Origin of the sequence: Thalassotalea sp. Sam97 (genome assembly GCF_041379765.1) — a bacterium.
GTDB lineage: Bacteria > Pseudomonadota > Gammaproteobacteria > Enterobacterales > Alteromonadaceae > Thalassotalea_A > Thalassotalea_A maritima.
Window position 1 is genome coordinate 2,387,391 of the sequence record NZ_CP166919.1, and the last position, 26,509, is coordinate 2,413,899.

Here is a 26,509-nt window from a genome sequence, read left to right on the forward strand (position 1 = left end):
GTGTCTTTTGGGTCCGTTATTTATTCAACATCAAGGACTTATTTAGCTATCCCGAGGAACTTAACGTTCCATAACGAGTCAACAGCTTTAGCGGGTTGTCTATTTTTAGCGCACTTGGTGATTGTGTCACTTACTTGCCACCAAAATTTAGGTGAGCAATATTTCAGCTTAATGGAGTTCCCCCTCTGGGTTTGTTAATAGACTGATAATAAAAGGGAATATTTGCGGTACATCAAGTTTTGAACATTTTGTTAAATTTTTCTCTTGTATCTTGTAACGATTAACCCCATTCTAAAAACAAGAGCAAAATACTTTGCTTGAGATAACAATTAGGAGACATGTATGAGAATTACAATTTCAGGTCATCACGTAGAAGTAACTGAAGCCATCACAGATGTCATCAATAGCAGGTTTGAAAAAATTGCTAATCATTTTCCGAGTTTAATGTCTCTCGAGGTCATTCTGAAGGTCGATAAGAATAGCCAAAAAATCGAAGCGGTCACCAATTACGAAAACCAAAAAATGGCGGTGTCTGCCCAAGACGATGATTTATATGTCGCTATCGGCAGTTGTGTGAAAAAGCTTGATGCAGCGCTGCAGCATCGCAAAGGGGTGTTAAAAGCCAACCTGCATAATAAAATCCAAGCCGCTTAATACTTTTCCAACTGACACAAAAAAGAGCTCTAATGAGCTCTTTTTTATTTTTACAAGGCGTTTTAGTCGCTGCCAGCTTTATGACTCATCATCTTCACTATCGACAAACTTGCCTGGTTTTTTCTTCATTAACGGCATATCGCCAAAGCCCTCGTCAGTAAAGACTATTTTCTTCTTCACTTTTGGTGCTTTTTTCTTAACAGCTTGCTTTTTCTCTGTCGCTTTTGTTTTTGTTTTAGCGGTAACGGCTTTTTTCGGTTTTAAGCCCGTAAACTTAGCCCGTAAGCCTTCTACGCCAACAAAAGGCATATCTTGCTGTAAAAACGCTTTTACATTTAAGTAGCTTTGCCAATCCTTCGGGCCGACAAATGAAATAGCATCACCTTTTGCACCAGCACGTCCGGTACGACCAATTCGATGCACGTACTCTTCGGCATGTTTTGGCATATCGAAATTAAATACGTGCGATACATTGACTAAATCAAGGCCGCGTGAGGCCAAATCGGTGGTCACCAAAATGTTGTATTGGCCTTTGGCAAAGCTTTCCATAATACGGTTACGTTCAGCTTGTTTAAGTTCGCCACTTAGACCAATCGCATCGAACTGCTGCTTGTTTAATAATTCAGCTAAACGCTCGGTATCGGCGCGCGTGGCGGTAAAGATGATCACCTGCTGATACTTTTCGGTCTGCAAAAAATGCTCAAGCAAGGCTTGCTTATGATCAAGGTGATCGGCCAACAATAAGCGCTGGGTAATGTCTTTATGTTCGCTGGTAATGGCGCCAATAGCGATACGCTTAGGGTTATTCAGTAAATCTTGCGCAAAAATATTCACTTGCTCATGATCTAAGGTTGCCGAAAACATTAAGGTTTGGCGTTTTCGATGATCAGCCGCTAAGTTAATTTGTTTTAATTGCTCAGCAAATCCCATATCAAGCATACGATCAGCTTCATCAAGGATAAGCATTTCCAAACCGTTTAAATAAAACAGGCCTTTAGCTAAGTGATCTGCTAAACGTCCAGGTGTCGCCACCACAATGTCTGGATTTTTATCGAGCACTTTAACTTGGTCGTTAAAGTTTTCGCCACCTAAAATAAGCGCATTTTTAAAACGAGTACCAGCAGTTACCGCGCGTAGCTGAGCAAAAACTTGTTTAGCCAGCTCTCGCGTTGGTGTCAGAATCAACACTCGAGGGTCTTTTTTTGATAAAGCTTTGTTACGGATCATGCGTTGAATCGCTGGTAATAGATAAGCCAAAGTTTTACCTGAGCCGGTTTTTGATGATGCGATTAAATCATGCCCATGCATGGCCGCAGGAATGGCTTGCAATTGAATGTCGGTAGGCTTGTCAAAGCCCATGTGTTCAACAGCCGTCAATAAACGACGGTCTAAATTAAAATCAGCAAATGCCAACGAAAGTTCTCCATAAAATATAACTGTGTAAACAAATAAGCTACACCGTCAAGTGTAGCTTATTCATTAATTTATCGACGTATTTAAACGCGCTGTTTAGTCAACGTATTCAAACAACCCGTTTTAATGACTACGCGTTTGCTTCACGTTCAGCAATGAATGCTAACGCTTTGTTGATGCGAGCAATCACTTGCTCTTGTGTTAATAACTCAAGCGTTACATCCAATGATGGGGAGTTACCTGCACCTGTTGCGGCAACACGAAGTGGCATACCCACTTTACCCATACCTACTTCTAACTCTTCAGCCGTCGCATTGATCGCTGTATGAATGTGCTCCGCAGTCCATTCGGTTAAAGCTGCAAGCTTGCTTTGTACCAGAGCTAAAGGCTCTTTGGCGACACCACGTAAGTGTTTTTTCGCAGCATTGGCGTCAAACTCTGAATACTCTTCATAGAAGTAGCGAGAAATTTGCGCCATTTCCTTTAATGTCTTAACACGATCAGCTTGTACTTTAACTACATCAGCAAGCTCAGGACCATTATCGGTATTAATGCCTTGATCTGCCATATGCCACGCTAAATGCTCAGCAACATACTCTGGCGCCAAGGTTTTCATGTAGTGTTGGTTTACCCAAATAAGCTTGTCGGTATTAAACGCACTTGGTGCACGGTTACAGCCCGTTAAGTCGAATAACTTGATCATTTCCTCACGCGAGAAAATCTCTTGATCGCCGTGAGACCAACCTAAACGTACTAGGTAGTTTAATAGAGCTTCTGGTAAGTAACCTTCATCACGATATTGCATCACGCTTACTGCGCCATGACGCTTAGACAAACGTTTACCGTCATCACCCAAAATCATTGGAATGTGTGCATACTGTGGCAACGGTGCGCCCAACGCTTTCAAAATATTAATTTGGCGTGGCGTGTTGTTTACGTGATCATCACCGCGGATCACGTGGGTAATACCCATATCCCAGTCATCAACAACAACTGTTAAGTTGTACGTTGGTGAACCATCTGAGCGAGCAATGATTAAGTCATCCAATTCGCTGTTACCAATTTCGATGCGACCTTTAACGATATCATCAATAACCACGCTACCCGCTAACGGATTTTTAAAACGAATAACGTACGGCTTATCAGCTGGGTAATCTGTGCGATCACGCCACATACCGTTATAGCGCGGGTTTTCACCTTTAGCCATCGCTTCTTCGCGCATTGCTTCAACTTCTTCAGGTGTACAGTAACAACGATACGCATGGCCGTTTTCTACTAACTGAGCGATGACTTCTTTGTAACGGTCAAAACGATGCGTTTGGAAAAACGGACCTTGATCCCATTCTAAGTTCAACCAGTTCATGCCATCCATAATCGCATCGACTGATTCTTGCGTAGAACGCTCTAAGTCAGTGTCTTCGATACGTAAAACAAAGTCACCGCCAGTTTTTTTAGCGTATAACCAACTATAAAGTGCAGTACGGGCACCACCAACGTGTAGATAGCCTGTAGGACTCGGGGCGAAACGGGTCGTTGTCATAAGATTCTCGCTCTATTACTCGATTTAATCAGTTGCAAATCAAGAAAATGCTGTAGATAAAAATTTGTCGCGTATTCTATCAAGAAGCTTGCGACAATTCACCTCATTTAAACGGGGTAATTACTGATAATAACGCACATTATTTTGCTTTTAAGACGAAGTTCTCGGTGTATACAGCGTCTGCCTGTATTCGACATGTGCGAACGCATTAGCAACTTAGTGACCAAAGACCAGAGCTTGAATAAACCAACGGCACAAAAAACCACACGAAAAATGAAACGTGTTTAGATTTTGAGGTTAAAAAAGGGAAAATAAAGAAATGGTGGACGGTACTGGGCTCGAACCAGTGACCCCCGCCTTGTAAGGGCGGTGCTCTCCCAACTGAGCTAACCGTCCAGGGAGATGCGTTGAGTAAACATATCATTTAACACTTGATGGTGGACGGTACTGGGCTCGAACCAGTGACCCCCGCCTTGTAAGGGCGGTGCTCTCCCAACTGAGCTAACCGTCCATCAAGTAACGCAAGTATTAGTTGTTTTGAATGGTGGACGGTACTGGGCTCGAACCAGTGACCCCCGCCTTGTAAGGGCGGTGCTCTCCCAACTGAGCTAACCGTCCATTCAAAATGGTGACTAAAACCATGTTTACTTAACACTTGATGGTGGACGGTACTGGGCTCGAACCAGTGACCCCCGCCTTGTAAGGGCGGTGCTCTCCCAACTGAGCTAACCGTCCATCAAGTAACGTAAGTATAATTTGTTTTGAATGGTGGACGGTACTGGGCTCGAACCAGTGACCCCCGCCTTGTAAGGGCGGTGCTCTCCCAACTGAGCTAACCGTCCATTCAAAACTCAACGACGACATCGAAACGATGGTGGACGGTACTGGGCTCGAACCAGTGACCCCCGCCTTGTAAGGGCGGTGCTCTCCCAACTGAGCTAACCGTCCGTCGTTGTGGATGCGTATTATAGGCAAGTCGGATTAAGAGTCAACACCAAGTTTCATTTATTTTGAGATTATTTGTCTGTTCGAATATTTTTACAGCAAAGCTGATAAAAGATCGACTTTTTTGATGTTTTTTTATCCACCTCATGCAGCGAAAAACATCAAAAAACCTTGGCGGATGTAAAAAAATATGTCTCCCATACTACGCCAAATTGCAGCCCCTCCGGCATCTGCGCCAGATATTGCAACCAAGATAGCAAGATTCATCTCAATTTCGCCAGTATTAACGAAACACATTTTGTTACAAGCCGGCTTGCTTAACCTACAACTTTTTAATGCGGTTATTGCGTCTAGTTAAGTAATTCAAATACGTGATTGGCTGTGCGCATACTCGATAGCTAATCAATAAAACATCACATGAATACAGATAGGATAGCAACATGAAAACGTTAACAACCCTTTGTGCATTAACCTTGGCTTCACTAATAAACACGGCAACAGCAGCACCAATGGACTCACATTTACACACCGCATTAGTTGATACGTGTAAATCGGCCATCAGTAATAATACCTTACACTTTAAGCGCACGTTAAAGTCGTACCGTTTAAATGAGGCAACCATTGCCCATAACCTAGTGTGTAATGGTGAAAGTGTTATCGATTTTGCCTCACGTCACAATGCTCATGAAATTGCGCTACGTCTAAGTGCTATTGTCGGCACGACCAGTATCACGGATCTTGCCCAAATAGAGACAGTGACATATGAGGTTAGCTTTAATATTTCAGCCGAATAAACAGCATTTCCTGGGTTTAATTACTTGGGTTTAATTAGCTGGGTGTAAAATGTATCTTAATGGTAGATTTGGATTTTAATTCGTTACACCGCTTACAAAAGTAATTCAAAGCACCACAGGCTTGCAGTTTTTCAAGTGGTGCTTGGCATTTATCACAGTAGGCTTGTTGTCGATAATGTCGCTCGCAAGATTGACAAAAATAACCATCGCCATCCCATTCAAGATTTGCGTTACATTTTGGACAATTATTTTCCATCATCACACCTATCAGCCGTCAGAGTTACTATGTGATAAATATATCAGCAGGTTTTGCAAAAGAATAAATATCTTATTGTCTATCAGCGTCCAGAGTTTATTCCTTCCCTAAATGCCTGCCGCCCTGCTCCCCTTCATGATACACTGTAGTTATTGCCAATTGATGCGTACTAAAAATTTGGTACCAAATAACCTGGACTGTGTATGGAAATAGAAGTACTGGCCATAGAAATCGATCAAGAGCCTATTGAACTGTATAAATTGTTAAAAATTGCCAATCTGGTCGGCGGTGGTGGTGAAGCCAAGATGATGATCAGTGAAGGTTACGTTTTTTTAAACGGCGAAGTAGAATTTCAAAAGCGCAAAAAAGTATACGCTGACGATATTGTCCAGTTTAACGGGGAAGCGATAATGCCAATCCTAGCGGAGTACAGAGCATCCGGTATCGCCGGCCAAGAAAATACCATGCCGGCAGATCCGCGGCAAAATACCGAGCCGACAGCGTCACAGCAGACGGTGTTCGATGAAAATCCAACGGCTAAAAGCCAAGCCAAGCAACCTCAAGCGAATGCCTCGGCTCGTCGAAAAAATGATAAACGCCAGCAAAACAAATCGACGAACAACAAGAACGCCTCATCTTCAGGCAAAGGCAGCAGTAAAGACAAACGCACAGGTCGCAAATCAATTACTTTTTAAACAGGCTGACATGTAGGGGGAAACATGAGCAATATTGTTTTCATTGCCACGTCACTCGATGGTTATATCGCCGATAAAAACAATGACATTCAGTGGTTGAATAATATCGACAACCCCAACGGCGATGACATGGGTTTTGCTGCTCATATGGAAAAAGTCGATGCGATAGTGATGGGCCGCAATACGTTTGAGTTGGTCGCGAGCTTTGCAGGCCAGTGGCCCTACACAAAAAAAGTCTTTGTTTTGTCGAATTCACTCACCGAGCTTGCCCCACGTTTTAACGATAAAGCCGAGTTAATCCATGGCTCAGTTAAGAACATTGTCAGCACCCTACATAAGCGCGGTTATAAGAATCTATATATTGATGGCGGCAACACCATTCAACAATTTTTAGCCGATGATTTAATTGATGAGATGATCATTACCACCATCCCAATATTATTAGGTGGTGGTATTGCTCTGTTTGCCGATTTAGCAACACCTCTGACATTCAAACATATCAAAGCAGACCGCTACCTTGATGCGATCATTCAAAATCATTATCGTCGGGTGCGCTAAGTGATTTTGCGCAACGCTTATAACGCTTTTTCCCAGAACTCCGCTTTGCCTAGCTTAGGATCTAACTCATAGCCATTAAAGCCAAATTTAATATAGCTTGCTTTGGCAACAGAATTTCCTTCTAAAACTTCTAGGGTAAGTTTGCAGCAGCCCTTATCTTTGGCGACTTGTTCTGCAAATGCCAACATCTGATGGCTCAACTTCATACCGCGATACTCTGGCAACACCGCTAAATCATGAATGTTTAATAACGGTTTGGCTTTAAACGTTGAAAACCCCTGCACGCAATTACAAATGCCGGCAGGCTTATTATCAACGTAACATAAAATACTCAATACACTTGGGTTATGTTGCATCGCCGCAATTAAATGGTCTTTGGTATATTGTGATAATGGCGCATCGCCGCCCATCGGGTCATTTGCGTATGACTCAAGTAACATTAATAAATCTTGCTGATGTTGTTCATCGTTTAAATCAGCGATGAGTAAGGTAACAGACATAACACCTCTTTAACACTGTCGGTAAAATTAGGCAGACTACCCAAGCCAGATAAATTATTCAATGAATATCGGCTATTACCCTCAGGTAACCAATAATTATGCTTAAGCAGACACTTGTGATCACTAAGACAACACCGAGCCCTATTTACATTCACTTAACATTGTGAATATAATTTACTCTCCCTGCTCACATTTCACACAACAAAAAGGTTTGGCGAATATGGAAAGATTGAAGGAAGCACAACAACGTGTATTAGAGCTGTACTCAGAATATGCTGAGCAATTAAATATCCGAGATAAAGTGTTAGACATTGATGATGTCAACGCAATCGAAAAAGCATTCAATGCTGTCTATCAAAAAGATGCTTTTGCGACGCGCACCAAAACCCGCTTCCCTCGCACGCTAACCCAAAACCTGCGCACCGCTTTTGCCGATTTATTGTTACTGATGGATGGTAAAGACATCAAACAGATGAAACATAATAAAAACAAAAGTCAGGAAGAGGAAGAAGAGTAAATTACCAGTCAATATCACCGTGGTGTTAACTTTCATAGCACCACGATTCAGACAACCGAATTCATTTAATACGGGCGAGAGCCTTTAACCGCTGCATCGCACATTCATTCAGTAGATGATAGGCACTATCTATTTAATCTATATAAAAGCCTAGTGATCGCGATTAAAGCATGAACAATGCGATACCAATGGCGATAAATACCGCAAAAAACAGCGACTGAGTCGTTAACAAGATAACCGGTTTCCACCCGACCGAAGCTATTTGTTTTAATGAAGTCTTAGCGCCAATTGCGGCTATGGACACCACCAAACACCATGACGAAACTTGCTTGCACAGCTCAACAATGGCCGCGGGAATGACGCCAAGATTATTGAGTAGCGCCAATACAAAAAAACCGATCAAAAAAGCGGGGACATAACTGGCAATGCTCCCTTGCATTTGCGAATCGCGCTCTTTAAACACTACATAAATGATCATAACGATAGGCAACAATAACGTTACCCGTAGCAATTTAATATAGGTTGCTATATCGCCTGTTTCAGGTGAAATGGAATAGCCCGCAGCTACAACCTGAGCAACATCATGTATCGAACCGCCAATAAACACCCCGGCTAAATCGTTTGGTAAACCAATAAAGGTAACAAGGACAGGGTACAACACCATTGCTACCGTACCAACCGTTGTTACCGTAACCACTACCAAGGCAAACATGTTTTCTTCAACGGCTTTTTTTGGTAACACGGTGGCTATCGCCGCTGCTGCAGATACACCGCACACAGCCACGCTACCACTCGATAGCACACCACTAGCCCTTGATAAACCGAGGCCTCGAGCGAGCATCACGCCAAATATCATGGTAAACACCATGCCACTGATAATGATCAGTGGTGCCGTAACACCGAGCGACACAACATCTGCAAATGCAATGCGTACCCCTAATAACGCCACGGCAAATCGCAGTAAAGTACGCGAGCAAAAATCAATTCCGCGTTGATGCGTTGGTGACTCATAAAGAAAGTGCAACCCCAATCCCATGAGTAACGCAAATAACATCACAGGTGCATCATAGTGCGAAGCGAGTGCTCCTGCGGCAATCGCGATAACCACGCTGATGGCAATACCTGAGTAGTAGTTTTTGCAAAGCTCAATAACGGGTGTTAACTGCATTATGGTGAGTCCAAAGTTTTTATAACAAGATTAGGAAATATTATGCCTAAAAAAGCCGGCATATAAACCGGTTTTGGTGACATTAGGGGATGTTGATCTTTGCTGTATGTTTTTGCAGCTGTTTGGTGAGTATTTTTCCAAGGCAGCGCTTATGAAGTGTGGTTATTCCACATGAATAAGTTATAACCCACTAAAAATATTCAATAAACGTTGCCCTACGGATTCGTTTAAAAGGTATTTTCTCATTGTTGCACCTCATTCGTATGGAATAACCATACTTTTCTCACTGCGCATCGATTAAATCCCTTTTAAATTCGAACAAAATCTATACCTCAAAGAGCAACAGCCCCTAGTGTATATTACCTTAATATATCTCTGGCGATAATGACTTTTTGAATTTCACTGGTACCTTCGTAAATTGAAGTTATTCGCACATCTCGGGCCATGCGCTCTAGTGGGTATTCTCGAATGTAACCGGCACCCCCCAGCAGTTGCTGCGCGTCGTAGACTGCCTTATTAGCTTTTTCTGCTGAATATAGCTTAGCCATCGATGCCGAGGTACCAAACGCTTTGCCTTGTTCTTTTAAACACGCCGCTTGCATAATCAGTAAGCGAGCCGCTTCCATCTCCGTGTAGCGTTCCGCTAACATCCATTGAACACCTTGAAATTGGCTAATTGAAGTACCAAACTGTTGACGCTCTTTGACGTAATCCGTGGCGTAATCGAGCGCAGCTAAGCCAATACCTAGCGCCAGTGAACCAATACCAATACGACCACCAGCTAATTCGCCAACAGCAATGGCAAAACCACGATTCTCTTCCCCTAACAATGCCGATGCTGGTACACGGCAATTATCAAAATGAACTTCATTGGTTGGCGAGGCGTGCTGGCCCATTTTATCTTCACTTTTACCAATCGTTACGCCTTTGGTATCGGCATCAAGTAAAAAGCATGAAATGCCTTTGCCTTTTTTTGCTTGCGGATCTGTGACTGCCCATACCACAAAACAGCCGGCAAACTCGCCACTGGTAATATAAATTTTTGAGCCGTTTAGAATATAATCATCACCATCTTTAACGGCGGTTGTACGCATACCCGCAGGATCCGAGCCTGCGCCAGATTCAGTTAAACAAAAACCGCCAGCTAAATAATCACCCGAACAAATCTTTGGTAGGTAATATTGCTTTTGTTGTTCACTGCCTACGGCTTGGATAACCTCTGCCACCATATTGGTAACCGACGTGGTAACCGCTGTTGATGCACAGGCTTTGGCAAGCTCAGTGATAGCGAGAGAAAAAGCGACAACACCGGCTTCGACACCACCGTACTCGGCTTTTATATTCAGCCCCATAAAGCCTAATTCTGCGAGTTGACGAATATTATTTTTAAACGTCGCTTGATCTTTTGTACGGTCAAGCTCAGCAGCAACGGGAGCCAGTTCAGACTCGGCAAATTTTTTCGCCATGTCTTGGATCATCATTTGTTCTTCTGTTAGTGCAATATGCATTTTGATATTCCGGTTGTAAAACTTGTCGCAACCATACAAAACTCAACGCCATTTAGCTATTAGGCGCAGTGTTTTTTAACGTTCAATTATGAGGGCCAGTGTATGCGAATTTTGACAGTGACGATGAAAAGGACCAGGCTATGATCGATAACAACGATTAGATTAAGCTAAATAACGAACAAGCAGAACAACGAGTACGGCACTGTTCTGCTCGTAAGGTGGTAAATAAATAAGATGGATTATTCAACAATAGGCGTTGAGCAAGCCACATCGCCATTTTGTGCTCTATGACGCAAGTAATGATCCATTATGGTGATAGCCACCATGGCTTCGGCGATAGGCACGGCACGGATACCCACGCACGGATCGTGTCGCCCACGCGTAATGATATCTGTTGGCTGACCATCGACATTAATGGTTTTACCCGACACACCAATGCTTGAAGTTGGTTTCAAACAAATATTCGCAACCAAATCCTGCCCTGAAGATATACCGCCAAGCACACCGCCGGCTGAATTTGTTAAAAATCCATCAGGGGTTATTTCGTCACGATGCTCCGAGCCTTTTTGATTGATACAAGCAAAGCCATCGCCAATTTCGACGCCCTTGACCGCATTAATACTCATTAAGGCATGAGCAATGTCCGCATCGAATCGGTCAAAAACAGGCTCCCCTAGCCCAACTGGCATATTACGCGCCACAACCTTAACGCCTGCGCCAATCGAGTTCTTCTCGCGCAAAATACCGCGCAACAGTTCATCAAGGGCATCTAATTTGCTGCTATCAGGAAAAAAGAAGGGGTTATTTTCAACTTCAGACCAATCGTACTGCTCTGCAACGATATCGCCAATTTGATATACGCAAGCATTGATTTCGATACCAAGCTTTTGTTTTAAATACTTTTTAGCAATCGCACCAGCAGCAACACGCATCGCTGTTTCTCGAGCAGAGGAACGGCCACCACCACGGTGATCACGAATGCCATACTTTTGCAGATAGGTATAGTCGGCATGACCTGGACGGAAACTTTGCGCTATCTCGCCGTAATCTTTTGAGCGTTGATCGGTATTCTCAATCAGTAAACCAATTGGCGTGCCCGTTGTTTTTCCTTCAAAGGTTCCAGATAATATCTTAACCATATCGGCTTCACGACGAGCAGTGGTATAACGAGATGAGCCAGGTTTGCGACGATCTAAATCAATTTGTAAATCTTGCTCTGATAACTCAATACCCGGTGGACAGCCATCAATAATAGCGCCCAATGCCAGCCCGTGGCTTTCGCCAAACGTGGTGACGCGAAATAAGTTACCAATCGTATTACCTGCCATATTATTTTTCTCGTTTTGATGTACTGTTATGCAATTGCTTGTTGAAACAACGGCTGATGTTGAATTAATTGTGATTTGCTTAGTTTAAACACACCAAGGCCACCATTGGCAAATTCTAACCATTGAAAATCAACATCGGGGAATTGCTCACTTAGCTGCAACATTGAATTACCCACTTCACAAATAAGTACACCGTCATCGGTTAAATGATCTGCAGCTTGCGCCAGTATTTGACGAGTAATATCAAGTCCATCGCTACCACTACCTAGGCCCATTTCAGGCTCATGATGAAATTCTTCCGGCATATCTGCGATATCTTCCGCGTCAACGTACGGTGGGTTAGTGACAATTAAATCATAACGCTGCCCTTTGATGGCCTCGAACAAGTCTGATTGAATAGGTCTAACATATTCAGACAATTCATGGTTATGAATATTAACTTGGGCAACGGCTAAGGCATCTTCGGACAAATCAACGGCATCCACTTGAGCCTCATCAAAGGCATAAGCACAGGCAATGGCAATACAGCCGCTACCAGTACACAAGTCCAAAATCGTCTTAGGCTCGGTGTCTAATAATCCACAAAAACGATTTTCGATTAACTCACCAATCGGCGAACGTGGCACCAGTACTCTGTCGTCGACATAAAATGGTAAACCTGTAAAATAAGCCAAGTTAGTTAAGTACGCAGCGGGGATACGCTCATCAATGCGACGTAAAAATAGGTCGATAAGCTGTTGTTTTTCGGTTTTTGTTAACCGAGTTTGCATGATGCCATCGCCAATATTGGCGGGCAGGTGCAAGCTATACAACGTCAATGCAACCGCTTCATCCCATGCATTATCGCTACCATGGCCATAAAACAAATCCGCTTCATTAAATCGGCTTACCCCCCAGCGCAAAAAATCATGAATGGTATGCAAGTCTTCAATGACTTCTTTGACATTAACGTTTAACAAAGGAAACTCCTAAAAGCATGATAAATGGATGATATACGGCGTGATAAAAGGCTCACGAATATAGCCAACACTATATACTAATTACTCAGTGCTGTTGATGACTACTCGTTAATTTTACAATAATTTAGGTGAAGGTATACCGATAGACCGTTTTTTACCGATAAAAATATCTTAACGCCCTAAAACCCGATAAGGCACATCACGATACTCCCCCTTTGAGCCATCGCTTATTGCTATGTTTTTGCCTTAAAAAAAGATACACTTTAATGATGAAGTTCAAAGATCTCCTTAGCGAAAGCGACAAAGCGCTGTTCAAAGAAGCCGTTGGTAAAGTGAAACCTGTTACCACAGATACCGTGCGTCATCGAAAAAACGAGCCTGCCATGGTGCGCAAGCAACAAAAACAGCGCCAAGAGAGTCGACAAACATTTTACTTCTCGGATGAATTTGAACCAAACCTTGAAGCCACCGGGCCAATGAAGTACGTTCGCGATGATGTCGATAGCTTTGAAGCGAAACGGTTACGCCGGGGTGACTATTACCCCGAGATAACCCTGGATTTACATGGTTTAAATCAACAACAGTCAAAACTTGAAATCGCCGCCCTGCTTAGTGAGTGCATCAAGCGCAATATAAACTGTGCTTGTATTATCCATGGCATCGGCAGCCGAGTCCTAAAGCACAAAGTTCCCCATTGGCTTGTGCAACACCCCGATGTAATGGCATTTCATCAAGCGCCGTTAGAATTTGGTGGCGACGGTGCATTATTGGTGCTAATTGAACTAAAAGAAGCGTTTCTCAATAAATAACGTAATAAGCTCGAACTAGCTGCAATCATAACACCACGCCCATCGATTTCCTTTGCCGTTTTTGCGGACAATTTAACAAAAATTGGTTGGGCTAAACTGCTGAGTAATACTGCCACGCATCAAGCGTTGGTCATAGTCAATTTCAGCAATACTCGCCGTAGGGAATAACGGCGTATGTTGATCGGCGGTTAACTGCCCCGACAAATAGCTCACCAATGGCATATGCGATACCAACAAGATATTTTGCCACTTTTCGATTGCTAACATGCCATCAAGATAATCATGAACTTGCTTCGCATCACCATCAGGGGTTAATAAATCTAAGGTGTGAACGGGCAAATCTATGGCGATTTCATGTACCAATACTTGTGCGGTTTGTTGCGCTCTTAGGTAAGGACTTGCAAAAATGGCATCAAACTGACAACGCTTGCCTGCGAGCCACTTGGCCATCACTTTTACTTCAAGTTCGCCCGTTTCAGTTAACGGTCGTTTTTTATCTTCGAAATTACCGATTTGCGCGTCGCCATGACGCATAATGTAAATATTCATTGTTTGCAGGCATTTTGGGGTTCGTCATTGTTATGCGAACTATTCTAAAGAATCTACCATCATAGATAAACAATAGTTCAGAAATGAATAGCTATCGTCTATATTATAAAATATTCATCGTCGTAAGCATTAAAGCTTTAACGGACACGCAATATATTGCACCATAGATGGTATTCAATGTAAGTTATCAAAACGTGCCGCTTAAAATAAGCCTGTGTGGCGGCAATTTTTTCGTGTTTTTTTATCGATAACTCGGAGGCGCTTTTGAAGCAAAGCCCTAACGATAATAAGCAATATAAAGCGATTACCTTAGATAATGGCTTACGTGTGTTATTGGTTGAGCACAACGATTCCAATCGCAGCGCCGCAGCACTGGCGGTAAACGCCGGACATTTTGACGACCCAACCGATCGTCAGGGCCTCGCCCACTTTTTAGAGCATATGCTATTTTTAGGTACCGAAAAGTATCCTCAGCCAGGCGAATATCAGCAATACCTTGCACAACACAATGGCTCTAATAATGCTTGGACAGGCACGGAGCATACCGCTTTTTTCTTTGATATAAACGATGAGTTTTTCGCTGATGCGTTAGACCGATTTAGTCAATTTTTCATATCGCCACTGCTATCACAAGAGTTTATCGACAAAGAGCGCCTTAATGTTGACGCCGAATATAAACTCAAACTAAAAGATGATATGCGTCGTATTTATGATGTCCATAAAGCGACAGTTAATCCTCAGCACCCGTTTAGCAAGTTTTCGGTTGGTAACAACGATACCTTAGCAGATAGACAACAACATAATCTGCGCGAACAAGTCATCGCCTTTTTTAATGAGCACTACCGTGCCGATCGTATGACGTTAGTTTTAGAAGGACCGCAGTCTCTCGAGCATCTGGCGAACCTAGCAGAGCACCACTTTGCTGCTATTAAGCCTGGCGATAGCCTCAAACCTCGTATTGAAACGCCATTATATCGTCGTCAAGACTTAGCATTGAATGTCTACATTAAGCCAGAAAAAGACGACAAAAAATTACTGCTAAGTTTTGCCTTGCCTGGGATTGATAAAGACTATAAATCGAAACCAGCGAGTTATATTGCCTACTTACTTGGACACGAAGGCCCTGGCAGCATTTTATCGGTACTAAAAGACAACCAATGGGCACTCGGTTTAAACGCGGGTAGTGGTATTAATGGCTCTAATTTTAAAGATTTTAATATCAGCATTCGGCTAACCGAACTAGGGCTAAAGCACAAACAAGACATTATTGAACTGATATTTGCCTACATTAAATTAGTCAAACAACGCGGTGTTCAACCCATTTATTTTGATGAAAAAAAAGCAATATCCGAATTTTCTTATCAATATCAGGAAAAGCTCAAGGCGCTCGATTCAGCAAACCAGCTGGTGATCAATATGCACCACTACCCTGCTGAAGATTACATCTATGGCGATTATGCCATGGAGACGTTTTCTGCCGTTCTTATCCATCAATATCTAGACTATTTTCGTCCAGATAACATGCGTATTATTCACATTGACCAACAAGTGGTCACCGACACGGTGAGTCCTTGGTATCAAGTGCCCTATGCAACGAAGCCGATAAGCGAACAGCAACTGCTGCGATTGAGCAATATAGATATCCCCAAATCATTATCATTACCCAGAGCCAACCCTTATATTGTCGCAGAGCCTACGTTGGTTGCTATCGAAAAAGAAATGATAATCCCCAAACAGTTAGTCAATGATCCTGGCTTTAGCGTTTGGTTCAAACAAGACAGTTCATTCTTTGTCCCCAAAGGCCAAATTATCATAGGGATAGACTCTCGAGTCGCGGTAGAAAGCAAAACCCACATAGCGATGACACGGTTGTTTGTCGAATTATTTAGCGATTCGGTACTGGAAAATAACTACGATGCAGAACTCGCTGGCATTCATTACCACTTATATCCTCATCAAGGGGGGATGACATTGCAGCTGTCGGGGATCAATGAAAAGCAACCGTTACTGTTAGCTAACTTGCTGACGGCTATTAAAGATCACTCGCTCTCACCAAGCCGGTTTGAGCTATTTAAAAATCAATTGATCACCAATTGGCGCAACGCCGATAAAAGCAAATCTATTTCGCAATTATTTGCCAAACTCAACGCCTTAATGAAACCCTTTAGTCCACCGAGTAATGATTTAGCCAAGGCATTGGAATGTGTCAGTTACGACGAGTTTACTCAATTTTGCGCATCCTATTTTAGTCAATTGTGTATTGAAGTGTTCATTTATGGTAATTGGCAAGAACAACACGCGTGGCAAATTAGTGAACAAATTCAACACGCACTTGGTCCTCACATTAATGCCGATGCCGCGGTGACTTGCGGTGTGATTGATTTCCACGGCCAGCAAACGGCCATTTTAGCGCAACACATTGCCGAACATGATTACGCTAGCGTCATTTACTTTCCGATGCGAAACTATGATGCTAAAACAATGGCGATGACCATGATCGCAAGCCACCTAATTTCACCACACTTTTTTCATCAAATGCGTACCCAAAAGCAATACGGTTATTTGGTTGGCGTCGGTTATGTACCTATGAACCGTTTTCCTGGCATTGCATTTTATATTCAATCTCCAGATACCGATGCAGATACACTGTTCGCTGCGATGAATGAGTTCATCGATGACTTTGTGACGGATGTTAGTGACGATGAATGGCTTAACCTTAAACATGGTTTGATCGGTCAACTGCAGGAAAGCGAAACAAGTCCACGCATCAAAAGCCAACGATATTGGATGAGTATTTGTAATAAAGATTTTCTATTTGATCAAAAAGAGCGGTTAGTCACCGCAATAAACTCGATTGAGCTTAGCGATGTCATCGCCTTTATTAAAAATACCCTAAACAATAACGCCAATCCCGATAAAATATACTTGGCATCCGTAAAGCACGCCGATGAGTTAGCTTACTTGGCAAAGCAAGCTAACACTATCCATGATATTGATGATTTCCATCGTCGAACACCACATAAATCATAATTTCCTATCGGCAGTTCTTTCATTTGCCAAGCAATTGATTTAGTATCATTTTTAGTTGTAAGTATTATCTAGTCGAGATGTAAGATATCGGCTATTTTCATCTGTTGTGAGCCATCTGTGCTAGTAAAAGAAAATAATAAAAATAAGCGATTCAGCGCTAATCACATCCTCTATTTTATATTCGCAAGCTTGATGCTACTTTTATTGCCTAACAAAGCAATGTCGCAAACGCTCATTAAGTTACAACAATATTCAATCAACGAAGGGCTTAGCGAAAACACTGTATTTTCAATTACCCAAGACCGCCAAGGCTTTATCTGGTTGGCAACTCTTGATGGCCTAAATCGTTTTGATGGTTATGAATTTATCACTTACAAATCGCACGCAACAAACTCAAACAGTTTGCCTTCAGATATTATCAGGGTGCTATTTATTGATTCCAATGACAAATTATGGGTTGGTACACAATCAGGGTTAGTCACTTACGATGTCACTACCGATAGTTTTCATACGGTCGATACACAATTCGAAAACCAGACAATATGGTCAATTTTTGAAGATGCCAACAACAATATACTGGTCTCAACTAATGATGGTGTCTATCGACAACAAAAAGATGACATCAATTTTTCCAAACTGAGCTTTCGACAATATACTAACGATATTGTTGAAGTGAAAAGTATCTACCAAGATCAACAAGGTAACTATTGGTTTGGCACATATGAAAATGGCCTTTTTATTAGCAATGAACAACTAAGCTTTATTTTTTCGGCGCAACAGCCAAACAGGTTTGACTTATCAGTACCCGAAACCACCATTTACGAGATAAATTTAATTGATAGCAACACATGGCTGGCAACCAATAACGGGGTATATGTGATTGATAAGGACTGGCAACTTCAACAACATATCAAACCTCCAACTGCAGATGCTCATAGAGCCAACCATATCCGAACCATTGAAAAGGCTAATGACATAGAGGTTTTCTTAGGAACCGAAGCGGGACTATATGTCTACGATATGGTTACCAAGAGAATTACAGCCAAAAAAACTAAACGGGTTGATAGCTCCCAACTGAACATCGACTTTATTTATGATCTATTTATCGACCAGGCTGGCTCGCTATGGCTGGCAACCTCGACAGCAGGCGCCAATAAATTTTCTGCGAATAGCTCTTTGTTTTCACAAGCGATGACTGATCGAGATATTCAAAAGAATGTTATCGGTTTTAGCCAAGTAAACAAAAATGGGCTTTTTATCGCTACCGAATCGCACGGTATTTATTATCAAGACTTTTACTCCAACACCATTGAGCGCCTGCCAATTGATCTGCCACCAACCATTTTATCAATCACATCAGGTACCCAAAACGACCTCATTTTAATGACAACTGACTATGAAATTTACCGAGTCAATATCAATACCTGGCACGTTGACAACCTCTGGAATATTGATTCAAAAAGCTTGACGGGCTTAAACCGTGTCGACTTTCAATTCTCGCAAGGTTCTATTTTTCATGGTTCCAATGACGGTGTGTTAATCGAATACGATATTTACACAGGACAAAAAACAACATATGAGATCCCCGCTGATTCATCTAGTTTTTACATGCTTTCAAGTAACAACGATACCAGTGTATTTATATCTGGTGAGCAAGGAGAGCTTCTCTCTTTTGACACATTAAATCGTAGCTTTTCTCACTACAATTTAAAAAGCCACCCGGTTTTTCATAAAAAAACATTAGCATCGATAAGTGACACACCAAATTACATGTGGTTCAGTTTCTGGGGCGATGGCGTTTTACTGCTCGATAAACAAACCAGTGAATATACCCAGTTTAATTCACAGAGCGGATTAGCGAACGATTATGTATTGAGTCTTTTAGTCGATATTAACTTTAATGCTTGGGTAGCCACTAACAAAGGAATCTCAAAAATATCAGCCAAGCAACGAAAAGTTGATAATTTTGATCATTTTTTTGGTGTTCAAAAACAGCAGTTTTGGATTATGTCGGCTTTTAAAGCCAGTAACGGGCGTTATTATTTTGGTAGTCTAAATGGCTTTAACAGCTTCTACCCTGAAGACATATTGCCACACAATAATGTTGTTTTAGCGCCAGTAAACACGAAACTGTTAATTGCTAATAAAGAGCAGACCGACCTTGTAGCGCCTTTATTTGAACTTGATTCAATTACACTGGAATATAACCAATCGCCATTTACTATCGAGTTTTCATCCCCTAATGCCAGTATTACCGAGCAGACCTTATATCGCTACAAACTTGTCGGTGTGGATGACAAGTGGATTGAAACGAATAGTGCTCATCGCCGTGCGACCTATACCAACCTAGATGCTGGCGACTATACCTTTATGGTTCAAGCCTATGATCAATCGCAAGTCGATTATCAGCAGAGCCGCGATTTAACCATCTCCATTTTACCGCCTTGGTGGCTGAGCAACAGTGCCCGTTTTGCCTATGCCCTAGTGTTTTTATTGATCTGCTACTACCTCTATCGACAAGCCTTAAACAAACAACAAATTAACGCAATGGTTCGTCAGTCAGAAGAGCGTTTAAAACTGGCACTGTGGGGCTCTGGTGATGAAATGTGGGATTGGAACATTGTCACTAATCGCATGTACCGCTCTAATATTTGGGGCGTTTTAAACTTTCCTATACAAAACACAACCAACAACGAGAGCGAACTCAACGACCAGCAGCGTAATATTCATCCACAAGATAGGGAGCGGGTACAGCAGGTTTTACAACAACACAAAGATGGTATCACCGAACATTACGAGGCGACCTATCGTGTGCGTAATAAATTTAACGAATGGATGTGGGTTCTTGATCGTGGCAAGGTAGTTGAACGCAATGCAGATGACCAACCGATTCGAATGACCGGAACACTGAAGGACATAAGTCAAATAAAAGCAAACGAAGAGAGCTTAAAGCTGTTTGCCAAATGTATTGCTAATATTTCTGATGGCGTTGTGGTGTTTGATGCAGACTTTGTCATTATCGATTGTAATGCGGCATATGAGAAAATCACAGGTCAAGAGAAAGAGTTTGCACTTGGTTCAAGTCTTGAATTTAGCAATTATCCTCAGACATTTACGCAATCGATCAAAACCAGTTTACAACAACATGGCACCTGGCAAGGTGAAGTGCAAAGTACTCGGGTCAATGGCAAACCTTATCTAATCGATATCACCATGGACGTTATACGTGACGAACATCATGCTATATCACACTATGTTGCGATTTTTTCCGATATCACCAGACGTAAAAAAACAGAGCAAGAACTACGCCGACTAGCCAATTCAGATACCTTAACAGGCTTGCCAAACAGATCATTTTTCCAAAGTTATCATGAGCAACTGATCAATCAAGAGCAACATCACACCCTGTTGGTTTTGGACTTAGATAATTTTAAGAAAATTAATGACTCTTTAGGTCACCAAGTTGGCGACTCGTTATTATGTAACAGCGCAGAACGGATCAGCCAAATTAGCGGTATTAAAGACACCTTTTATCGACTCGGTGGCGATGAGTTTGCACTCATTATAAAAACCAATGACATTCATAAAATTACCGCTACGGCCAATAAAATACTAAAAACTATTATTGCCCCTCACGGGATTGATCTGCATGAAATATCGCTGTCTTGTAGTATTGGTATCGCCATGTTCCCTGATGATGGCATCAATACTCATGAACTGCTTAAAAATGCCGATACCGCCATGTATCACGCGAAAGATCATGGTGGGGACAATTACCAGTTTTTTAGTGATGCTATGAACAAACAAGCCGTTAAGCGCCTACAAATCGAAAATCTCATTCGTCATGGGTTAAAAGAAGATATGTTTTCTGTGTTTTATCAACCCAAAATTGACGTTAATACAGGTGGTGTGGTTGGTATGGAAGCCCTTGTGCGCTTTGATGCTGGCGACAAAGGCATCATTCGCCCTGACATCTTTATTCCAATATCTGAAGAAACGGGACAAATCATCGAAATTGGTGAGCTGGTATTGCGTAAAGCCTGCATAGCAACAAAAGCCTGGCTCGATCAGGGCATTTTTAATGGTCGCTTGGCTGTTAATTTGTCGGCCGTTCAATTTAAGCAATCTGACCTAGTCGCAACCATCAATGGAATTTTAGAAGAAACTGGTTTACCGGCAGAGCACTTAGAGCTTGAGATCACGGAAGGTACGGTTATGAATTCCCCCCAACAAGCTATTGCGACAATGCAGCAAATTCGCCACATGGGAATTCATTTATCATTAGACGATTTTGGTACAGGCTACTCGTCACTTGCTCATTTAAAGCAATTCCCGTTAAATACCCTAAAAATAGACAAAGCATTTATTGATGATATAGAAGCTTCCGAACAAGGCCGCAATATGGTCGCAACCATCATCACCATTGCCCATAACTTAGGTATGAGTGTTGTGGCCGAAGGGGTCGAGACGGCAACACAATTAAGTTATTTAAAAACCCTTCAATGTGAACAAATGCAAGGCTATTTGTACTCGAAACCGTTGGCTGAAGAATATTTTGAACGCTATCTCCTGTCACATATTATAACTACCCAATCCGCGCCGTTTATGGATACTTAACAATATAATAAATACTTATACTAACCCCCTATTGTTCAGCGCTGTATTGCAAGCAGTTCATACAGCGCTCCACTCCCCTTCCTCATCGCTGTTCATGTACTCAAACGGTGATAAATAGCACCAACAAAACCATGAAAAATATTTACTATGATATCGACAAACTAAAAGTTGGCACGTTATTCGCTAATACCTAGGTAACTTTAACAATAATAAATCTAAATTAGGTACTACTGACATGCTAAATTCATTAATCTTTTCAGCCTTGATGGCTTTTAACGTAAATACTGACGCCCAGCCACTAGCGCAGTCTACTAATACAGCGAGTAGTGTTAGCCACCAAACTCACATAGTTATTACTCCAACAACGAATCATCGTATTCGCATTAAGCCAACCACGAATCACCGTATTCGCATTAAGCCAACCACGAATCATCGTATTCGTATTAAGCCAGTCACCAATGCTTCATAAGCGAAAAGGAGTTGATTATGTTAGCGATTATTAAAAATATTTTTTCATCAAAGTCAGCAGCTCAAAAAGTTGCTGAAAGCATTGAGTTTAAAGAGATGTCTGCCGACAGCTGGTGGTCTTAATAAGGAAGATATCAAGCGCTAAACGTGACATAGCTCATGCCATAGCGCTTGTACATTTGCATACGTTGTTGCATCGAAAACATGGGCCAAGCAAACGGTCCGAGCAGCAAGCCGGCTGTTGCCCAACGCTTACGACCTAAGCCAGACTTAAAAGCCTGACAATAGAAAAAAACGGCGCAAACTAACGATAACGGAATCAACAGCATGATATCGACCAACAAGTTAATGGAAAGAAAGTATAACAAATAGAATAAATACTCAAAAGAACACGCAGCGTATTTTTTGTACTCTTTTGTTAATAACTTATAACTAAACTTGTTTACGACGAATCATATGCATTATCTTAGACATAAAAAAGAGGCAATTTATTGCCTCTTTTTTTACATTGAGTGGCAAACGTTTTCCGTTTGCCACTTAGCATAACCTGTTAGTAACAGGTCTTGTCTTCACTAGCCATTTTCAACAAAGCCTCACATGGTGCAAAATGGTCACCATATTTATCTTGATAGGCCTGTAGCTTTTCAACCACCACTTTGGCGCCTAAACTATCCAGGTACCTAAATGGACCGCCAACAAATGGTGGGAAGCCAATACCAAAAATAGCGCCGACATCACCATCGCGTGGACATCGTATAATACCTTCGTCCAAGCATCGCACCGCTTCATTCACCATCAACAGTACACTGCGTTGACAGATATCTTCTGCTGACAACAGACTATTAGGTTGCACGCCAAGCAAGGTATAAACGCTGTCATCAACCTGCTTGCCATTAGCCTTTTTACCCGTATAGGAATAGAAACCTTTTTGAGTCTTCTTACCTTTACGATTGTCATCAATCAACTTATTAAACGCATCAGGGGCTTTAAAACGCTCACCTAACTCTGCTTCTAGGATAGGGCTGATTTTGGCACCGATATCGATACCCACTTCATCGAGTAGCTTAATGGGACCCACTGGGAAACCAAACTTAACCAATGCGCGATCGATTTTGTCGATCGGCTCACCTTGTAGCAACATATTGGCAGCCTCGTTAACATACGGCGCCAAAATACGATTCACGTAAAAACCGGCTTTATCTTTTACCACAATGGGCGTTTTTCCTTGACGCTTAGCGTAAGCAACCGTCGTTGAAATGGTTTGCTCAGATGTTTTGTCATGAGCAATAATCTCAGCTAACGGCATTTTATCTACTGGCGAAAAGTAATGTAAGCCAATGATATTTTCCGGTCTTTTTGCATTGGCAGCGATTTGATTGATTGGCAAAGATGACGTGTTGCTGGCAAAAATCACATCCTCTTTACAGCTCGCTTCAATATCTGCAACCATGGTTTGCTTAAGCGATAAATCCTCAAACACCGCCTCTATCACCATATCAACATCAGCAAAGCCAGAATAATCAAGTGTCCCTGTTATTTTATGCATTTGTTGTTGCATAGCGGCTTTTGACATAAAGCGTCGTTTGACTTTCTTATTCAGCAAGTCAAACGAATACTTCAATGCATTAGAGATCCCTGTATGGTTAATATCTTTAATACGGACCGGGGTTTTCGCATTATTAACGCTGACATACGCGATACCGCCGCCCATCAAACCACCACCAAGCACGCCAACTTTATTGATTGGTTTGGCATCAACACCCGCAACGCCTTGCTCTTTTTTCATTTCCGTAGTGGCAAAGAAAATATTACGAAGCTGTGCCGATTCCGGAGTTTGTGTAAGCTCGCCAAACGCTTTGGCTTCAAGCGCTAATCCAGCAACGATACCCTTATCGAACCCGGTGCGAATACACTCAATGATACGCAATGGCGCAGGGTAATTACCTTTGGTTTGCGCCAGTACGGTTTTCGTTGCTTGCTCAAATACAACTTTACGTCCTAGTGCATTAGATTCCAACGCTTTTTCGACAAGTGGCACTTTACGCTGTTTATTGCGCTTACCTGCCAAAGCCATTTGCTCAGCAACGCTAAGCAATACCGACTTTGGTACCACATCATCAACAAGGCCTGCTTTTAACGCCTGTTTAGGACGTAGTTGCTTACCCGTTAACATCATATCTAACGCTTTTTGTAAGCCGACGAGTTTAGGTAGACGCTGCGTACCACCGCTACCAGGCAATAGGCCAAGTTGCACCTCTGGTAGACCCAATGCGGTTTTGTTGTCGTCACTACAAACGCGCATGTGACACGCCATTGCCAGCTCTAAGCCACCGCCCAAACACGGGCCGTGAATTGCCGCAACAACCGGTATTGCCAATTGTTCAAGCTGGTTGAACATCATCTGACCACCCGTCGCGATATCTTGCGCTTGTTCTGCGGTTTCACACTTGTCGAGCATCGAGATATCGGCACCCGCTACAAATGAATTGTCTTTACCACTGTAAACAACTAACCCCTTAATGGCGGCATTGTTTTTTATTTGCTGTAAAATTTGTTCGATTTGTGTCAAAAACTCCGCTTTTAACACATTCATGGTTTCATCAACCACATCGATTTTTAATAAGGCGATACCATTGTCTTGTTCGCTTAAAGTAAACGCTGATTGTGCTGTATTTTGTTCCATTACCTACTCCTCGATTACTCTGCTTCAAGAACCATAGCCGCACCTAAACCACCGGCGGCACACGCTGTTGTCAAACCTAAACCACCACCTCGGCGTTTTAATTCATTCAGCGTTTGAGTGATCAATCGTGTTCCTGTTGCGGCAAATGGGTGACCGTACGCCAAGGAACCACCAAGCACGTTAAACTTATCCATGTCGATATCGCCAATGGCTTTGTCACGGCCAAGTTTTTCTTTAGCAAATTTATCGCTGGCAAACATTTTTACATTTGCTAAGGTCTGTGCGGCAAAGGCTTCGTGCATTTCAATCAAGTCCATGTCCGCTAACGATAAGCCTGCGCGGTCAAGCGCTAATGGCGTCGCATAGGATGGCCCCATTAGCATGTCTTCCCATACATCGATGGCGGTGAATGCGTATGAGCGAATATAACCTAATACATCGAGGCCAAGCTCTTTCGCGCGACCTTCTCGCATTAATAGTACAGCAGAAGCGCCATCGGTTAATGCGGTTGAGTTGGCCGCTGTGACCGTCCCGTGTTTGCGATCAAACACAGGACGTAATCTTGCATAACCAGCAAGATCGGAATCCGCTCTATAACAGTTATCCTGCTCAACGGCATGTTTGTACGGTTCAGGATGTGCGGTCATGACTTCGTTAGCTAAAACGCCGCTCGCCCACGTTTGCGCAGCTAGTGTGTGAGAGCGATGTGCTAGCTCGTCTTGCTGTTGACGGCTAATACCATGTGTTTTCGCCATCTGCTCGGCTGTTTGCCCCATTGACAACCCAGTCGAATACTCGGCAACCGCTGGTGGTACAGGCAAGATGTCTTTAAAGCGCAGTGCCGAGATAAGCTTCAAGCGCTGCCCAAGCGTTTTTGCTTTCGATAAATCAAGTAAGGTACGGGCAAATTTTTGCGATACACCGATTGGAGGTACCGACATCGAGTCTGCACCGCCAGCAATACCAATATCAATATTCCCTAGCAATATCGATTCAGTCACATTGGCCGTTGACTGAAAACTGGTGGCACAGGCGCGAGAAACACTATACGCATCAGTATGGACATTCATTTGCGTCGCTAACACGATTTCGCGAGCAATATTTGGCGCTTTTGGCATCTGCACCACTTGACCGAACACCAATTGTTCGATCAGTTGAGGATCGATATCCGTACGAGTAACCATTTCATTTACAACCATCGCCCCCAGATCCAGCGCTGGTACGCCATGGAAAGACGTTGCTTGCTTTACAAACGGTGTACGTAGACCTGTAACGACTGCAACACGTTCGCCTGTCGCGGTCTTAAGGTTTTGCATCTTCGCCATTCGTTTTCCTTTCTTGTTTCTTAATAGACTTGCGGTACCGCCTAAACCCAAGCTGATATTGCTTACTGAAGTGTAGGTCGTTATCGTTATTTTAGTAATTACCACAACAGGTCAGACCTGATGAATTATTCGATTCTAACCACAAAACAAACTTTTTAAAAGGGTTGATTTCTAATAACATAGCGTCAATATA

21 protein-coding genes and 6 tRNA genes are annotated in these 26,509 nt (G+C 42.5%); 9 read left to right on the top strand and 18 right to left on the bottom strand.

The features are described 5' to 3' along the window. Positions 1 to 342: 342 nt before the first annotated feature. The gene (gene hpf / locus ACAX20_RS10605) at positions 343 to 654 is read left to right on the top strand and encodes a ribosome hibernation-promoting factor, HPF/YfiA family (protein WP_371186060.1); all 312 of its coding nucleotides are present in this window, start codon (positions 343 to 345) and stop codon (positions 652 to 654) included. A gap of 78 nt (positions 655 to 732) precedes the next feature. On the opposite strand, the gene ACAX20_RS10610 is transcribed toward hpf, so the two are convergent. From ACAX20_RS10610 to ACAX20_RS10645, 8 genes are all read right to left on the bottom strand, one after another. Further along, positions 733 to 2,067, bottom strand: coding sequence for a DEAD/DEAH box helicase (locus tag ACAX20_RS10610; protein WP_371186061.1), 1,335 nt, complete (start codon positions 2,065 to 2,067; stop codon positions 733 to 735). Positions 2,068 to 2,197: 130 nt separating this feature from the next. Further along, entirely contained in the window at positions 2,198 to 3,607 is a 1,410-nt protein-coding gene (gene gltX / locus ACAX20_RS10615) for a glutamate--tRNA ligase (protein ID WP_371186063.1), read from the bottom strand. Between the two features lie 320 nt (positions 3,608 to 3,927). Then, positions 3,928 to 4,003: transfer RNA gene (locus ACAX20_RS10620), tRNA-Val, on the bottom strand. A 39-nt stretch (positions 4,004 to 4,042) separates the two neighbouring features. Further along, positions 4,043 to 4,118, bottom strand: a tRNA-Val gene (locus tag ACAX20_RS10625). Between the two features lie 31 nt (positions 4,119 to 4,149). Next, positions 4,150 to 4,225 (bottom strand) — tRNA-Val (locus ACAX20_RS10630). 41 nt (positions 4,226 to 4,266) lie between these two features. Further along, positions 4,267 to 4,342 (bottom strand) — tRNA-Val (locus ACAX20_RS10635). 31 nt (positions 4,343 to 4,373) lie between these two features. Beyond that, positions 4,374 to 4,449 (bottom strand) — tRNA-Val (locus tag ACAX20_RS10640). Positions 4,450 to 4,479: 30 nt separating this feature from the next. Further along, positions 4,480 to 4,555, bottom strand: a tRNA-Val gene (locus ACAX20_RS10645). Between the two features lie 437 nt (positions 4,556 to 4,992). On the opposite strand from ACAX20_RS10645, the gene ACAX20_RS10650 reads away from it, so the two are divergent. Next, positions 4,993 to 5,346, top strand: a complete 354-nt coding sequence (locus tag ACAX20_RS10650; RefSeq protein WP_371186065.1) for a DUF3718 domain-containing protein — start codon at positions 4,993 to 4,995, stop codon at positions 5,344 to 5,346. Positions 5,347 to 5,380: 34 nt separating this feature from the next. On the opposite strand, the gene ACAX20_RS10655 is transcribed toward ACAX20_RS10650, so the two are convergent. After that, positions 5,381 to 5,605 (bottom strand): zinc ribbon domain-containing protein, encoded by a 225-nt coding sequence (locus tag ACAX20_RS10655; protein WP_371186067.1) that lies wholly within the window; start codon positions 5,603 to 5,605, stop codon positions 5,381 to 5,383. Between the two features lie 200 nt (positions 5,606 to 5,805). Between ACAX20_RS10655 and ACAX20_RS10660 the strand changes: the two genes are divergently transcribed. Together ACAX20_RS10660 and ACAX20_RS10665 are read left to right on the top strand one after the other, a co-directional pair. Beyond that, a complete protein-coding gene (locus tag ACAX20_RS10660) occupies positions 5,806 to 6,297 on the top strand; it encodes an RNA-binding S4 domain-containing protein (protein WP_371186069.1) in 492 nt (163 codons plus the stop codon). Positions 6,298 to 6,321: 24 nt separating this feature from the next. After that, positions 6,322 to 6,855, top strand: a complete 534-nt coding sequence (locus ACAX20_RS10665) for a dihydrofolate reductase family protein (protein ID WP_371186071.1) — start codon at positions 6,322 to 6,324, stop codon at positions 6,853 to 6,855. A 17-nt stretch (positions 6,856 to 6,872) separates the two neighbouring features. Here the strand turns inward: ACAX20_RS10665 and ACAX20_RS10670 are convergent, their stop codons facing one another. Beyond that, complete coding sequence (locus ACAX20_RS10670) at positions 6,873 to 7,355, bottom strand: GNAT family N-acetyltransferase (RefSeq protein ID WP_371186073.1); 483 nt, start codon at positions 7,353 to 7,355, stop codon at positions 6,873 to 6,875. A gap of 220 nt (positions 7,356 to 7,575) precedes the next feature. On the opposite strand from ACAX20_RS10670, the gene ACAX20_RS10675 reads away from it, so the two are divergent. Then, a complete protein-coding gene (locus ACAX20_RS10675) occupies positions 7,576 to 7,872 on the top strand; it encodes a hypothetical protein (RefSeq protein ID WP_371186075.1) in 297 nt (98 codons plus the stop codon). A gap of 163 nt (positions 7,873 to 8,035) precedes the next feature. Here the strand turns inward: ACAX20_RS10675 and ACAX20_RS10680 are convergent, their stop codons facing one another. From ACAX20_RS10680 to prmB, 4 genes are all read right to left on the bottom strand, one after another. Beyond that, entirely contained in the window at positions 8,036 to 9,040 is a 1,005-nt protein-coding gene (locus tag ACAX20_RS10680; RefSeq protein WP_371186077.1) for a YeiH family protein, read from the bottom strand. Positions 9,041 to 9,399: 359 nt separating this feature from the next. Beyond that, positions 9,400 to 10,548, bottom strand: coding sequence for an acyl-CoA dehydrogenase family protein (locus ACAX20_RS10685; protein ID WP_371186079.1), 1,149 nt, complete (start codon positions 10,546 to 10,548; stop codon positions 9,400 to 9,402). 239 nt (positions 10,549 to 10,787) lie between these two features. After that, positions 10,788 to 11,876: a chorismate synthase gene (aroC, locus tag ACAX20_RS10690; RefSeq protein WP_371186081.1), complete on the bottom strand. Its 1,089-nt coding sequence runs from the start codon at positions 11,874 to 11,876 to the stop codon at positions 10,788 to 10,790. Positions 11,877 to 11,902: 26 nt separating this feature from the next. After that, positions 11,903 to 12,835: a 50S ribosomal protein L3 N(5)-glutamine methyltransferase gene (gene prmB, locus ACAX20_RS10695; protein ID WP_371186083.1), complete on the bottom strand. Its 933-nt coding sequence runs from the start codon at positions 12,833 to 12,835 to the stop codon at positions 11,903 to 11,905. Positions 12,836 to 13,101: 266 nt separating this feature from the next. On the opposite strand from prmB, the gene smrB reads away from it, so the two are divergent. Beyond that, positions 13,102 to 13,644, top strand: a complete 543-nt coding sequence (gene smrB, locus ACAX20_RS10700) for an endonuclease SmrB (RefSeq protein WP_371186085.1) — start codon at positions 13,102 to 13,104, stop codon at positions 13,642 to 13,644. Positions 13,645 to 13,716: 72 nt separating this feature from the next. Here smrB and sixA read toward each other — a convergent pair whose 3' ends face one another. Further along, positions 13,717 to 14,193, bottom strand: coding sequence for a phosphohistidine phosphatase SixA (gene sixA / locus ACAX20_RS10705; protein WP_371186087.1), 477 nt, complete (start codon positions 14,191 to 14,193; stop codon positions 13,717 to 13,719). Between the two features lie 264 nt (positions 14,194 to 14,457). Between sixA and ACAX20_RS10710 the strand changes: the two genes are divergently transcribed. From ACAX20_RS10710 to ACAX20_RS10720, 3 genes are all read left to right on the top strand, one after another. Continuing rightward, a complete protein-coding gene (locus ACAX20_RS10710) occupies positions 14,458 to 17,223 on the top strand; it encodes an insulinase family protein (RefSeq protein WP_371186089.1) in 2,766 nt (921 codons plus the stop codon). A gap of 219 nt (positions 17,224 to 17,442) precedes the next feature. Continuing rightward, positions 17,443 to 21,840 (top strand): EAL domain-containing protein, encoded by a 4,398-nt coding sequence (locus ACAX20_RS10715; RefSeq protein WP_371186091.1) that lies wholly within the window; start codon positions 17,443 to 17,445, stop codon positions 21,838 to 21,840. Between the two features lie 235 nt (positions 21,841 to 22,075). Beyond that, positions 22,076 to 22,309, top strand: a complete 234-nt coding sequence (locus tag ACAX20_RS10720; protein WP_371186093.1) for a hypothetical protein — start codon at positions 22,076 to 22,078, stop codon at positions 22,307 to 22,309. A gap of 133 nt (positions 22,310 to 22,442) precedes the next feature. On the opposite strand, the gene ACAX20_RS10725 is transcribed toward ACAX20_RS10720, so the two are convergent. The 3 genes from ACAX20_RS10725 to fadI form a co-directional block, all read right to left on the bottom strand. Beyond that, the gene (locus ACAX20_RS10725) at positions 22,443 to 22,637 is read right to left on the bottom strand and encodes a hypothetical protein (protein WP_371186094.1); all 195 of its coding nucleotides are present in this window, start codon (positions 22,635 to 22,637) and stop codon (positions 22,443 to 22,445) included. 221 nt (positions 22,638 to 22,858) lie between these two features. Further along, positions 22,859 to 24,991 carry a fatty acid oxidation complex subunit alpha FadJ gene (gene fadJ, locus ACAX20_RS10730; protein ID WP_371186096.1) on the bottom strand — a complete coding sequence of 711 codons (2,133 nt, stop codon included), beginning with the start codon at positions 24,989 to 24,991 and terminating at the stop codon, positions 22,859 to 22,861. Positions 24,992 to 25,005: 14 nt separating this feature from the next. Next, complete coding sequence (fadI, locus tag ACAX20_RS10735) at positions 25,006 to 26,316, bottom strand: acetyl-CoA C-acyltransferase FadI (protein ID WP_371186098.1); 1,311 nt, start codon at positions 26,314 to 26,316, stop codon at positions 25,006 to 25,008. Positions 26,317 to 26,509: the final 193 nt, after the last annotated feature.

Excerpts from the sequence above, each read along its gene's own strand:
- hpf (WP_371186060.1), top strand. The coding sequence starts at position 343 with ATGAGAATTACAATTTCAGGTCATCACGTAGAAGTAACTGAAGCCATC.
- gltX (WP_371186063.1), bottom strand. The coding sequence starts at position 3,607 with ATGACAACGACCCGTTTCGCCCCGAGTCCTACAGGCTATCTACACGTT.
- ACAX20_RS10650 (WP_371186065.1), top strand. The coding sequence starts at position 4,993 with ATGAAAACGTTAACAACCCTTTGTGCATTAACCTTGGCTTCACTAATA.
- ACAX20_RS10655 (WP_371186067.1), bottom strand. The coding sequence starts at position 5,605 with ATGATGGAAAATAATTGTCCAAAATGTAACGCAAATCTTGAATGGGAT.
- ACAX20_RS10660 (WP_371186069.1), top strand. The coding sequence starts at position 5,806 with ATGGAAATAGAAGTACTGGCCATAGAAATCGATCAAGAGCCTATTGAA.
- ACAX20_RS10665 (WP_371186071.1), top strand. The coding sequence starts at position 6,322 with ATGAGCAATATTGTTTTCATTGCCACGTCACTCGATGGTTATATCGCC.
- ACAX20_RS10670 (WP_371186073.1), bottom strand. The coding sequence starts at position 7,355 with ATGTCTGTTACCTTACTCATCGCTGATTTAAACGATGAACAACATCAG.
- ACAX20_RS10675 (WP_371186075.1), top strand. The coding sequence starts at position 7,576 with ATGGAAAGATTGAAGGAAGCACAACAACGTGTATTAGAGCTGTACTCA.
- ACAX20_RS10680 (WP_371186077.1), bottom strand. The coding sequence starts at position 9,040 with ATGCAGTTAACACCCGTTATTGAGCTTTGCAAAAACTACTACTCAGGT.
- ACAX20_RS10685 (WP_371186079.1), bottom strand. The coding sequence starts at position 10,548 with ATGCATATTGCACTAACAGAAGAACAAATGATGATCCAAGACATGGCG.
- aroC (WP_371186081.1), bottom strand. The coding sequence starts at position 11,876 with ATGGCAGGTAATACGATTGGTAACTTATTTCGCGTCACCACGTTTGGC.
- smrB (WP_371186085.1), top strand. The coding sequence starts at position 13,102 with ATGATGAAGTTCAAAGATCTCCTTAGCGAAAGCGACAAAGCGCTGTTC.
- sixA (WP_371186087.1), bottom strand. The coding sequence starts at position 14,193 with ATGAATATTTACATTATGCGTCATGGCGACGCGCAAATCGGTAATTTC.
- ACAX20_RS10715 (WP_371186091.1), top strand. The coding sequence starts at position 17,443 with ATGTCGCAAACGCTCATTAAGTTACAACAATATTCAATCAACGAAGGG.
- ACAX20_RS10720 (WP_371186093.1), top strand. The coding sequence starts at position 22,076 with ATGCTAAATTCATTAATCTTTTCAGCCTTGATGGCTTTTAACGTAAAT.
- ACAX20_RS10725 (WP_371186094.1), bottom strand. The coding sequence starts at position 22,637 with ATGCTGTTGATTCCGTTATCGTTAGTTTGCGCCGTTTTTTTCTATTGT.
- fadJ (WP_371186096.1), bottom strand. The coding sequence starts at position 24,991 with ATGGAACAAAATACAGCACAATCAGCGTTTACTTTAAGCGAACAAGAC.
- fadI (WP_371186098.1), bottom strand. The coding sequence starts at position 26,316 with ATGGCGAAGATGCAAAACCTTAAGACCGCGACAGGCGAACGTGTTGCA.